Annotated in this window: 10 protein-coding genes; 3 read left to right on the top strand and 7 right to left on the bottom strand. The window is 62.2% G+C overall.

Going from position 1 to position 11,854, the window contains the following annotated elements; all coding sequences use genetic code 11:
* Positions 1-68: 68 nt before the first annotated feature.
* The 6 genes from AB4P96_RS10920 to AB4P96_RS10945 form a co-directional block, all read right to left on the bottom strand.
* Complete coding sequence (locus tag AB4P96_RS10920; RefSeq protein ID WP_395600755.1) at positions 69-1,985, bottom strand: acetyl/propionyl/methylcrotonyl-CoA carboxylase subunit alpha; 1,917 nt, start codon at positions 1,983-1,985, stop codon at positions 69-71.
* Between the two features lie 126 nt (positions 1,986-2,111).
* The gene (locus tag AB4P96_RS10925; RefSeq protein WP_138448967.1) at positions 2,112-2,873 is read right to left on the bottom strand and encodes an enoyl-CoA hydratase/isomerase family protein; all 762 of its coding nucleotides are present in this window, start codon (positions 2,871-2,873) and stop codon (positions 2,112-2,114) included.
* Positions 2,870-4,027 (bottom strand): citronellyl-CoA dehydrogenase, encoded by a 1,158-nt coding sequence (gene atuD / locus AB4P96_RS10930; protein ID WP_017134976.1) that lies wholly within the window; start codon positions 4,025-4,027, stop codon positions 2,870-2,872. Before atuD ends, AB4P96_RS10925 begins: the two co-directional genes overlap by 4 nt.
* A gap of 68 nt (positions 4,028-4,095) precedes the next feature.
* On the bottom strand, positions 4,096-5,709 hold the full coding sequence (gene atuC, locus AB4P96_RS10935) for a geranyl-CoA carboxylase subunit beta (protein ID WP_017134977.1): 1,614 nt from the start codon (positions 5,707-5,709) through the stop codon (positions 4,096-4,098).
* A 3-nt stretch (positions 5,710-5,712) separates the two neighbouring features.
* Positions 5,713-6,585 (bottom strand): SDR family oxidoreductase, encoded by an 873-nt coding sequence (locus tag AB4P96_RS10940; RefSeq protein WP_017134978.1) that lies wholly within the window; start codon positions 6,583-6,585, stop codon positions 5,713-5,715.
* A 12-nt stretch (positions 6,586-6,597) separates the two neighbouring features.
* Positions 6,598-8,376, bottom strand: coding sequence for an acyclic terpene utilization AtuA family protein (locus AB4P96_RS10945; RefSeq protein WP_395600756.1), 1,779 nt, complete (start codon positions 8,374-8,376; stop codon positions 6,598-6,600).
* 153 nt (positions 8,377-8,529) lie between these two features.
* Between AB4P96_RS10945 and AB4P96_RS10950 the strand changes: the two genes are divergently transcribed.
* Together AB4P96_RS10950 and AB4P96_RS10955 are read left to right on the top strand one after the other, a co-directional pair.
* Positions 8,530-9,153: a TetR/AcrR family transcriptional regulator gene (locus tag AB4P96_RS10950; RefSeq protein WP_017134980.1), complete on the top strand. Its 624-nt coding sequence runs from the start codon at positions 8,530-8,532 to the stop codon at positions 9,151-9,153.
* 93 nt (positions 9,154-9,246) lie between these two features.
* The gene (locus tag AB4P96_RS10955; protein ID WP_017134981.1) at positions 9,247-10,035 is read left to right on the top strand and encodes an ABC transporter substrate-binding protein; all 789 of its coding nucleotides are present in this window, start codon (positions 9,247-9,249) and stop codon (positions 10,033-10,035) included.
* 206 nt (positions 10,036-10,241) lie between these two features.
* On the opposite strand, the gene AB4P96_RS10960 is transcribed toward AB4P96_RS10955, so the two are convergent.
* On the bottom strand, positions 10,242-10,793 hold the full coding sequence (locus AB4P96_RS10960; RefSeq protein WP_005789991.1) for an RNA polymerase factor sigma-70: 552 nt from the start codon (positions 10,791-10,793) through the stop codon (positions 10,242-10,244).
* A gap of 300 nt (positions 10,794-11,093) precedes the next feature.
* On the opposite strand from AB4P96_RS10960, the gene AB4P96_RS10965 reads away from it, so the two are divergent.
* Entirely contained in the window at positions 11,094-11,846 is a 753-nt protein-coding gene (locus tag AB4P96_RS10965; RefSeq protein WP_017134982.1) for a thioesterase II family protein, read from the top strand.
* Positions 11,847-11,854 lie beyond the last annotated feature (8 nt).

Here is an 11,854-nt window from a genome sequence, read left to right on the forward strand (position 1 = left end):
GGTTCCCGTACTCGTCCTTTCCTGATGGGGATAGAGCGTAGCTGGGCCGTGTAGTTCCGCCTAGGGTGTTATTCGATCTCCAGCAAAACCTGGCGATTGCGCACTTGATCACCTGCGACGACCTGCACACCCTTGATCACACCGTCGATGCCGGCCGTCAGCGGATGTTCCATTTTCATGGCTTCGAGCACCAGCAGCAGTTGGCCTTTGCTGACGCTTTCACCGGCGCTCACGCGGATATCGACAATCGCGCCGTCCATCGGTGCCTTGACGATGCCGGTGCTGGCGTCGGCCTGGCGGCTGGCGACGTGTTGGGTGCGGTTGATGATCTTCACGCCCTGCAGCCAGAGCTGAGTGTCGTCCAGATGGTAGGGCAGGCGACGGCGAATGCCGTCGATCACCAGTGTGGCCCAGCGGCCGTCGGTGCTCAGGTCATGGATCTCGATGCCGTTGGCTTGCAGATGGTTGCCGTCCAATACGTTGACGTCGAGGTCCTGCACCTCGTCGTTCACCGCCAGGCGATAGCGCCAGGTGGCCTTGTTGCGCCATCCCGACAAGCCTTGGCGGTGGGTGTTGGCGCTGTGTTGGTAAAACAGTGCGGCGGCCAGCGCGACCTGCTCCTTTGTCGCGGCGTGACGTGGGATGTCATTGAAGTGTTTGGCGATAAACCCGGTACTGAACTCGCCTGCGATAAAGTCCGCTTGCCCGAGCAGGTCCATCAGCAAACCCTGGTTGGTGGTGACGCCCAGTAACACGGTGTCTTGCACTGCGCGCAGCAATTTGCGCCGGGCCTCTTCGCGGGTGGCGCCGTGGGCGATGATTTTGCCCAGCATGGCGTCATAGAACGGGCTGATGCGCTGGCCCTCGAGCACGCCGTGGTCGATGCGTACCCGGGCAGCCGGCTCCCAGCGCAGCACATCGCCGGTTTGCGGCAAAAAGCCCTGGGCCGGGTCTTCGGCGTACAGGCGCACTTCCATGGCGTGGCCGGTCAGGGTCACGTCGGCCTGTTGCAAGGGCAGCGGTTCGCCAGCGGCGATGTTCAGTTGCAACTCAACCAAGTCCAACCCCGTGATCAGTTCGGTGACCGGGTGCTCCACTTGCAGGCGGGTGTTCATCTCCAGGAAGTAGAAGTGGCCGTTGCGGTCGAGCAGAAATTCGACGGTGCCGGCGCCGACGTAATTGACCGCACGCCCAGCCTTCAGCGCAGCTTCGCCCATGGCTTGGCGCAGCGCAGGTGTCATCACCGGGCAGGGCGCTTCTTCGATGACTTTCTGGTGGCGGCGCTGGATCGAGCAGTCGCGTTCGCCCAGGTAAATGAGGTTGTTGTGGTTGTCGCCGAACAGTTGGATTTCAACGTGGCGCGGGTCGATCAAAGCTTGTTCGAGGATCAGTTCGTCGCTGCCAAACGCGTTGAGGGCTTCGGAGCGTGCGGTACGCAGTTGATCGAGCAGTTGGCTGCCGTCGTGGACCAGGCGCATGCCACGCCCGCCACCGCCGGCACTGGCTTTGATCATCAGCGGGTAGCCGATACGGTTGGCTTCTTGCTGCAAGGTCGCGTCATCCTGGGCATTGCCTTGGTAACCGGCGATGCACGGCACACCCGCGTCGAGCATGGCGAGTTTGGACTGGCGTTTGCTGCCCATCAGCTCGATGGCGGCAACGCTGGGGCCGATGAAGGTGAGGCCGGCGTCCAGGCAGGCTTGGGCGAATCCAGCGTTTTCGGAGAGGAAGCCGTAGCCGGGGTGGATGGCGTCGGCGCCTGTGCGTCTGGCGGCGTCGAGGATGGCCGGGATGTTGAGGTACGACTGGTTAACCGGCGCGGGGCCGATGTGGACGGCTTCGTCGGCCATTTGCACGTGCAGGGCCTGGGCGTCGGCGTCGCTGAAGACGGCGACGGTGCGGTAGCCCAGGGTTTGGGCGGTGCGCTGTATGCGGCAGGCGATTTCGCCGCGGTTGGCGATCAGGATTTTGGTGAATGCAGGCATGGGTTTATCCCTTGGCACATTGGGTGAATGTTCGGCCCCTATCGCAGCGATGCGGCGACCCGACAAGCCAGCTCCCACAGTTTGAAATGCATTCCCCTTGTGGGAGCTGGCTTGCCTGCGATGGCGTCATCGAGACCACCCAGGCTTACGCTTCTGCACAAACGCCTGCGTCCCCTCAATCCCTTCCTCACTCGTCACCGCCTCGGCAAACCATTCTGCGGCCTGATCCAACAGCGGGCCGACCGGCTGTTCCACACTGGCGAGCAACAGCGCTTTAGTCCGCGCATTCGCCCCCGGCGCACAGCGCAACACCTGCCCCAGCACCTCATCCAATCGTTCCGCCAAGGCTTGTGCATCGCGCTCGACGTAATGCACCACGCCCAACCGCTCAGCCTCAACCCCATCAAAGCGCGCCGCCGTCAGCGCCAGTCGGCGTGCCTGGGTCAAGCCAATGCGCTTGACCACAAACGGCGCAATCTGCGCCGGCAACAAGCCCAGGCTGGTCTCAGGTAACCCGAACTGCGCCTGGTGGTCGGCAATCGCGATATCACTCACGCACGCCAGCCCAAAGCCGCCGCCCAGCACCGCGCCTTGCAGCACCACGATCACCACTTGCGGCACGGCTTCGACGGCTTGCAGCAGGGTGCCGAAGGCGCGGTTCAGCGCCGGCAACTGCCCGCCCGCCATGACCATGTCTTTCACATCCGCCCCGGCACAGAAGTGCCCACCGGCGCCGCTGATCACCACGGCGCGCACCTGGCTGTCCAATTGTGCCAATACCGACCGCAGTTCGTTGACCATCTCCAGGCTCATCGCATTGCGGCTGGCGGGGCGGTTAAGGGTGATGTGCAGCACGCCGTTGTGCGGCTCGAGCAGCAGGGTGTTCATGATTTTTTCCCGGGCAGGGTGCCCATCAATTTGCAGATGATGCCCAGCATGATTTCGTCGGCGCCGCCGCCAATCGACACCAGCCGCACATCACGGTAGGCGCGGGCCACCGGGTTGTCCCACATAAAGCCCATGCCGCCCCAGTATTGCAGGCAGCTGTCGCTGACCTCACGGCCCAGGCGCCCGGCCTTGAGTTTGGCCATGGAGGCCAGGCGCGTCACATCCTGGCCTTTGATGTATTGCTCGGTGGCCTGGTAGACCAGCGCGCGCAGGCATTCGATTTCGGTGGACAGCTCGGCCAGGCGAAAGTGGATCACCTGGTTGTCGATCAGCGCCTTGCCGAAGGTCTGGCGCTCTTTGCAGTATTCGATGGTGCTGTCGATGCAATGCTCCAGGCCCTTGATCATATTGGCTGCGCCGAACAGGCGTTCTTCCTGGAACTGCAGCATTTGCATCATGAACCCTGCGCCTTCGTGGCCGATGCGGTTGCGTTGCGGCACGCGCACACCGTCGAAAAATACTTGGGCGGTCTCGGAGCTGTGCATGCCGAGCTTTTCCAGCGGCGGGCTGACGCTGATGCCTGGGGTGGTCATTGGCACCATGATCAATGATTTGTTGATATGCGGCTTGTCGTCGGAGGTGTTGGCCAGCAGGCAGATAAAGTCGGCGCTGGGCGAGTTGGTGATCCACATTTTGCTGCCGTTGATCACGTAGTCGCCGCCGTCCTTGCGCGCGTGGGTTTTAAGCCCCGCCACGTCGGAGCCGGCGCCGGTTTCCGAGACGCCGATGCAACCCACTTGCTCGCCGCTGATGGCCGGGCGCAGGAATTCGTCGCGCAGTTCATCGGAGCCGAAGCGGGCGAGGGCGGGCGTGCACATGTCGGTTTGCACGCCGATGGACATGGGGATGCCGCCGCAACGGATGGTGCCAAATTCTTCAGCGGCGACAATGGAGTAGCTGTAGTCCAGGCCCATGCCGCCGAATTGTTCCGGCTTGGAAATGCCCAGCAGGCCGAGGTCGCCGGCCTTGCGGAAAATTTCGTGAATGGGAAAACGCCCGGCTTTTTCCCACTCGTCCACGTGCGGGTTGATCTCGCGGTCGACGAAGGCACGCACGGTGCGGCGCAGTTCCTGGTGTTCCTGGGTGAAGATCATTGTTGTTGTTCTCCTTATTGGGACGCGGAGCGTCCTTGGCTGCGTTACCACGCGGAGCGTGGGCACGATCAGCGCGCTACACCAAAGCTGTTGGGCTGCAGTTGGCGCACCTCGGCCTCGTGGCAGATATCCAGCAAGAACCCCAATAGCGTGCGGGTATCGCGTGGATCTATCAGCCCGTCGTCCCACAGGTTGGCGCTGCCATAGAGGGCGGTGGACTGGCTGTCGAGTTTCTGCGCGGTGACCTGTTCGAGCATGTCCAGCACCTTGGGGTCGGGCACCAGACCGTCCTTCAATTGCTTGGCCTCAGTCACGATGCGCAGCACCTTGCCCGCTTGCGCGCCGCCCATCACCGCCGTGCGGCTGTTGGGCCAGGCGAAGATAAAACGCGGGTCCAGGCCACGGCCGCACATTGCATAGTTGCCCGCGCCATAAGAGCCGCCGACCACCACCGTGAGTTTAGGCACCCGCGCATTGGCCACCGCCTGAATCATCTTCGCGCCGTGCTTGATCACGCCTTGTTGCTCCGATTCGGTGCCGACCATAAAGCCGGTGGTGTTGTGCAGGAACAGCAGCGGCGTGCGGCTCTGGTCGCACAGTTGGATAAATTGCGCCGCCTTGCTCGCACCCTTGGGGGTGATGGGGCCGTTGTTGCCGATCACACCGACGGCGCGGCCCTGGATATGCAAGTGGCCGCAGACGGTGTGGGCGTCGAACTCGCCTTTGAACTCCAGAAAGTGCGAGCCGTCGGCCAGGCGTGCGAGGATTTCGCGCACGTCGTAGGGCTTTTTCGGGTCATCGGGGATCAACCCCAGCAACTCGTCTATAGGATACAGCGGCTCCTTGTAAGCCCGTTGTGGAGCGGGTGGCAGGCGATCATCCCACGGCAGCAGGCTGACGATTTCGCGCACGATGCGCACGCCATCGGCATCGTTTTCCGCCAGGTACTCGGCCGTGCCGGCGGTTTGCGCGTGCATCTCGGCGCCGCCCAGCTCTTCATCAGTCGCGACTTCGCCGGTGGCGGCCTTGAGCAGCGGCGGCCCGGCCAAAAACAGTTTGGCCTTGCCGCGCACCACCACCACGTAATCCGACAGCCCCGGTTGATACGCGCCGCCCGCCGTGGCCGAGCCGTGTACCACGGTGATCTGCGGCAAGCCCATGGCCGACATGCGCGCCTGGTTGGCGAAGCTGCGTGCGCCTTCGACGAAAATCTCGGCGGCGTAATTGAGGTTGGCACCGCCGCTTTCCGCCAGGGTCACCACCGGCAGTTTGTTTTCCATGGCGATCTGTTGCAGACGCAGGGATTTTTTCAGGCCGGACGGCGAAATGGTGCCGCCCTTGATCGCGCTGTTGTTGGCCACCACCAGCATGCGTACGCCGCTGACGTAGCCGATACCGGCGATCAAGCCGCCTCCGGCCGCGCTGCCGTCTTTGTCATCGTGGAGTTTGTAGCCGGCCAGGCTGGCCAATTCCAGAAACGGCGCGCCGGGGTCCAGCAGCAGGTTGAGGCGCTCGCGGGGCAACAACTGGCCGCGTTTGTCGAACTTGGGTTTGGCTTCCTGTGCTTTGGCGAGCAGGTTGTGCTCCAGTTGGCGCAACTGTTGGATGCTTGCCAGCATGGCTTCACGGTTGTGCGCGAACTGTGGGCTGTGGGCGTCGATCAGGCTTTCAATCACCGGCATGGTTCAGTGCTCCGTCTTCAGCACATCGGGTAAATAGGCGCGGTGGAAACCGTTGAACGGCTCGCTCGGCGGCTGCGCCTTGTGCAGCGGCCAGGCGCGGCTGCCCAGGCTGGCAGCGCCGTCGATGCGCAAGGTACTACCGCTGATAAACGCGGCGGCGGGGCTGAGCAAAAACACGATGGCCGCGCTGACTTCCGATTCGGTGCCGATGCGCTTGAGCGGCACGTGCTCACGCAGGGTGGGGATCACTGCCTTGAACGCGCCTTCGTAGGTGTCCATGCCGCTGGACGCAATCCAGCCCGGCGCCACGGCGTTGACGCGTACACCGGCGTAACCCCATTCGAAAGCGGCGGTCTTGGTAAAGTTGTCCATGCCTGAGCGTGCAGCACCCGAGTGGCCCATGCCGGGCATGCCGCCCCACATGTCGGCGAGCATGTTGACGATGGCGCCGCCGTGCTTGTTCATCGACTGGTTGAACACTTCACGGGCCATCAGGAAACCGCCGACCAGGTTGGTGCGCAGTACGGTTTCAAAGCCTTTTTGATTGATCGAAGCCAGTGGCGACGGGTATTGACCGCCGGCGTTGTTCACCAACCCATGGATCGGCCCATGCTCGCGGATGATCTGCGTGACCAGCGCTGTCACTGCTTCTTCATCGCGAATATCACAGGCCTGCCAATGCGCGGTGCCGCCGTCTTCGGCGATTTCGGCGGCCACCTGTTGCAGCTTTTGCGGCTTGCGCCCCACCAGTATCACACTGGCACCAAGGGCCGCCAGTTCATGGGCGGTGCAGCGGCCAATGCCACTGCCGCCGCCGGTGACTATCACGGTTTGCCCCTGGAACAGGTCGGCTTTGAAGATCGAGTCGAAGGCCACGGCGACGGTCCTTTAGGAGAGTTGATTGGCTATGTGTTGCGGCACGGCGATGGGGATTTCCAGCAACTGTTGGGCGAAGGCCTTGCCTTGCGGGTCGATGCGCAGGCTGGCGATGCCGCCGCCGCCCAAGGCGTTTTCCAGCAGGAAATTCAAGCTGTGGCTGCCGGGCAAGTACCAGCGCTCGACACGGCCGTGAAGTGGGTCTAGCACGTGGCTCATCCAGTCGACGATCACCTCCGGGGTCAGCGCTTCGGCGATCCAAGGCAGGTAGTTGGGGTGGCGGGCGATTACGCCGATATTGCTGTGGTTGCCCTTGTCGCCGGAGCGCGCCACGGCCAGTTTCACCAGGGGCACACTGGCGTCCGCGCGGCCTTCGGGTTTGGGTGGATCAATCGGCGCGGCGGGTGTGCGCATCGGGGCTGATGAAGGCAATACAACGGCGTGACGCGCGCCTTGGAAGTCGACCTGCGGTGCGCAGGATGATTTGTCGATCAGGAATGAAAACAGCCGAATCAGCGGGTACACGGTCGGTCGCCCGCCGACAATGCCGGTCAAGCCGGGTGCCATGCCGGTCGCCGCCTGGGCAATCTCGCGGGCGAACAGCACCAAGGCCTGCTTGCTGGGGTGGCGTACCGCCAATTTCACCACCACCTCGCGGCAATCCTGACGCTGGGCGTGGGCACCGTAGGTGGCTTCGCTGCCGAGCAGTTCAATGTTTACCTCGGTGTAAGGCGCCCAGCCGCGTTGGCTGAACAGTTCCGAGGTCTTGTTGATGATCGCCTGGCTGACTCGCTCGGCCTTGGCCACCGCGTCGATCCCGGCAATCAGGCAGCTGGCGGTGCAGCGGAAACCGTCGGGGTAAGTCGCGCTGACCTTGTACTGGTCGGTGGGCGGTAAACCCTTGGCGCCGTGCAGGCGCACGCAGTTTTGGCCTTGCTGCTGCAGCTTGACCTGGCTGAAATCGCAGATCACATCGGGCAGTAAATACGCGCGCGGGTCGCCGATTTCATACAGCAACTGTTCGGCCACGCTGAGTTCGCTGATCAGCCCACCGGTGCCGGCGACTTTATTCACGGTAAATTGGCCGTCGGCGCTGACTTCGACGATGGGAAAGCCGATGTGCTCGTAGTCCGGTACATCGCGCCAATCGGTGAAGTTACCGCCGCTGCACTGCGCGCCGCATTCGATGATATGCCCGGCGAGCGCAGCTTGAGCGAGGCGGTCGTAGTCCTGCCACGACCAGTTGAATTCATGCACCAAGGCGGCGCTGACCACGGCGCTGTCGACCACGCGCCCGGTAATCACAATATCGGCGCCCAGCGCCAGTGCCTGGGCAATGCCGGGTGCGCCGAGGTAGGCGTTGGCCGAAACGCACATCGGCGGCAGGGGCGCGCCGTTGAACATATCGGTAATGTTGTGCAGTTGCTTGAGTTGAGGTTGCAGGTCGTCGCCCAGCAGTACGGCGATTTTCAGCGGCACACTGGCCTTGTCGCAGGCCGCTTGCAGGGCGGCGGCGCAGGCGTGCGGGTGGATGCCGCCGGCGTTGCTGATCACACGGATGCCCTGGCGCTGGATCTCCCCCAGCAACGGCGTGAGCACCTCGACAAAATCCGTGGCGTAACCGGCCTGGGGATCTTTCATCCGCGCACCGGCGAGGATCGACATGGTGACCTCCGCCAGGTAGTCGAACACCAGGTAATCCAGGGCGCCGCCGTGCACCAATTGGGCGGCGGCCGTGCAGGTGTCGCCCCAGAAGGCGCTGGCGCAGCCAATACGAACCGTCTTGCTCATGAGAAATCCTTCCTCCGATGGCTGGTGTCGAGACTACCAAGCAAGCGCTTGGTTTGTAAACGGTTGATATAAGTTTTGCCCAAGCGCTTGCTTGGCTGGCGGCCACGGCCTAAATTGCCGCCCAAGACGTCAGTAGAGATGAAGGAGAGCAGCATGGATGAGCAAAAAGCCCTGCGGGTGATGCGCACCATGGTCGACGGCGGCCAGTTGACCGACCCCGACAGTGCCCGGGGCAAGTTGCTGCAAACCGCGGCTCACCTGTTTCGCAACAAGGGTTTCGAGCGCACGACCGTGCGTGATTTGGCCAGTGCCGTGGGCATTCAGTCCGGCAGTATCTTTCATCACTTCAAGAGCAAGGACGAGATCCTGCGTGCCGTGATGGAGGAAACCATCCACTACAACACCGCGATGATGCGCGCTTCACTTGAAGAGGCCAGCAACGTGCGTGAGCGCGTGCTGGCGCTGATCCGCTGCGAGTTGCAGTCGATCATGGGTGGCAGTGGCGAGGCGATGGCAGTGCTGGTCTATGAATGGCGTTCGCTGTCGGCTGAAGGCCAGGCTCAGGTGCTGGCGCTGCGCGATGTGTATGAGGACATCTGGCTGCAGGTGCTGGGCGAGGCCAAGGCGGCGGGTTACATCCGGGGCGATGTGTTTATCACTCGACGCTTCCTGACCGGCGCCTTGTCCTGGACCACCACCTGGTTTCGCGCCGAAGGCAGCCTGACCCTCGAGCAGTTGGCCGAGGAGGCGCTGTTGATGGTGCTTAAAGCTGATTGAGGCGCAAGCTATTAATTTGCCGACGGAAAGTTGTCTCCCCTGACAAAAACGCCTAGCTTATTGCCATCAGAGTGTTAAACGGTGTGTGCCTCAATGTTTTCGCCATGGCGGCTGGCTGCAGGACTGACTATATGGGCACTGGGCACCGCGTGGTGGCTGCCGGCGTCGGCCGCGCAATTGGTCAGGATCGGCGCCGCGCACTTCCCGCCCTACACCGTTCGGCCCGAGCAGGGCGCCGATACCGGTTTGTTGCCGCAACTGGTCGAAGCCCTGAACGCTGCGCAAACCGACTACCAGTTTGTGTTGGTGCCGACGTCGATTCCACGGCGCTTTCGTGATTTCGAGCAAGGTCGGGTCGACATGGCCATCTTCGAAAACCCCGACTGGGGTTGGCAGGATATTTCCCACACCAGTGTCGACATGGGGTTGGAAGATGCAGAAATCTTCGTCGCCCAACGTAAGCCCGGCCGCGACCAAAGCTATTTCACCGACCTCGCCGGTAAGCGCCTTGCAGTGTTCAGCGGTTATCACTACGCCTTTGCCGGTTTCAACCCCGACCCCAAGAACATGGCCGAACACTTCAACGCCACATTGACCTACTCCCATGACAGCAACCTGCTGATGGTGGCGCGCGGGCGTGCCGATATTGCGCTGGTCACGCGTTCGTACCTGAGCGACTTCATGGTGCGTAATGCGGACATGGCCGGGCAGTTCCTGGTCTCGGAGCGGATTGACCAGGTGTATCACCACTACGCGCTGGTACGGCCCAAAGCGCCGATCACCGGCGCGGCGTTCGCCGAGCTGCTCAAGCACCTGCGTGAGAGCGGGGAGATGTTGAAGATCTTCGAGCCGTATCGCATTGATGTGAGGCCGGTGCCCTGATTATCTGCGTTGAGCAGGCCTGTTGTGGCCACCTGGCTTGTTGTGGCAAGCAGGCTTGTTGTGGCGAGCAGGCTTGCCCTGCGTTGGGCTGCGAAGCGGCCCCAGTAAGGCCACCGCGCTCTTCCAATTAGGACCGAGTGTCCGGTTTTAGGGCCGCTTCGCGCCCCAACGCAGGGCAAGCCTGCTCGCCACATATCTCTACAGCTTCACACCCTGCGTGCAAACGTATCGCTATGGCTGCCCGACACCTTGCGGCAATGCACCAGCGCATCACGAATCATGAAGTTCACCAGGGTTGGGGAAACGCCCAGCTCCTTGGCGATGTCCTTTTGCGGCACGCCGTGCAGGCGGTACATCTCGAACGCATAGCGGGTGCGCTGGGGCAACTCCGTCAGGGCGTCAGCGATGTTTTCCAGGGTGTTGAAGTTGATATGCGAAGTTTCCGGTGAAGCGCCGTGAATGACCACATTCAAGCCTTCCTCTTCCGTCCCCGAATATTTGAGCTCCAGGGCCTGCTTGCGGTAGTGGTCGATCGCCAGGTTGCGCACGATCTGGAACAGATAACTCAATTGAGCCTTGAACGACGAGGTGATGGTCGGCGCTGATTGCAGCCGAAAGTAGGCGTCCTGCACGACGTCTTCGGCGCGCGAGCGGCAACCGGTAATCCGGGCGGCGATCTTCACCAAAATAAGTCGATTGTCGACGAATGCCTGCAAAAGGGGTGAGTCGCACCTGCCTGTGGATACTTGTTCCGTCATGGAAATCACCTTGTCGCGAAAGAGTTAGGGGAGGGCGTCCTTGCTGAGGCCTCCTACACATCGGGCAACAAATTATGCTTAATGATAATGATTGTCAAATGAGAAGACGAACTAATCTTATGCTTTCTTGTTCGCTATGAACTACGCCTCCCTCGCTCCCGGCGACTAATTATTTGCCCGGGCCGTCCGTTCTTCTGGGTGACAGGCCCGTTAGCCAACGGCCAAGGATCAGCACCCGCAGGAGGGCGAAATGGGTTTTTATCGTGCAGGCAGCGTTTTTCAGTTTGGAGACCGCGATCAATGAGCGTTTCCACGCGATTGCGCCTGTTCTGCCTGCCCTATTCGGGGGCCAGCGCGATGGTCTATGCACGCTGGCGCCGGGCTCTGCCTGACTGGTTGCAGGTGTGCCCGCTGGAATTGCCGGGCCGCGGCATGCGCATGGATGAGCCGTTGCAGCGCGATATCAAAACCTTGGCCGCGCAGCTTGCCGACGAGATCGGTCGTGACCTGGGCAGCCCCTATGCCTTGTTCGGCCACAGCCTGGGCGGCCTGCTGGCATTTGAACTGGCGCATGCATTGAAAGCACGCAATCTGCCTGCGCCGCTGGCGTTGTTTGCTTCCGGTACCGCCGGCCCGGCGCGCCGCGATGTGAGCGAATACGCCATCGAAAAGACCGATGAACAACTGATCGCCCGCCTGCGCGAACTGCAGGGCACCGCCGAAGAGGCGCTGTGCAACCCGGAATTGATGCAGTTGATGCTGCCGATTCTGCGCGCCGACTTCCTGCTGTGCGGCAGCTTCACCTATGGCGAGCGCGCGCCACTGGGCATGCCGATCCATGTGTTTGGCGGCAAGCAGGACAGTGTGCGCGCCGACCAGTTGCTCGACTGGCAACTGGATGCCGCCAGCGGCTTCTCCCTGGATATGTTCGACGGCCACCACTTCTTCCTCGTGCAGCACGAAAGCGCGGTGCTGCGCTGCCTGCGTCGCTATGCCGACGAGCACTTGGCCCGCTGGCGCAATGATGCGGCGCGCCAACTGGCTGCCGTTTAGCACGGCCC

It is taken from the genome of Pseudomonas sp. B19125 (assembly GCF_044218855.1).
Lineage (GTDB): Bacteria > Pseudomonadota > Gammaproteobacteria > Pseudomonadales > Pseudomonadaceae > Aquipseudomonas > Aquipseudomonas edaphica.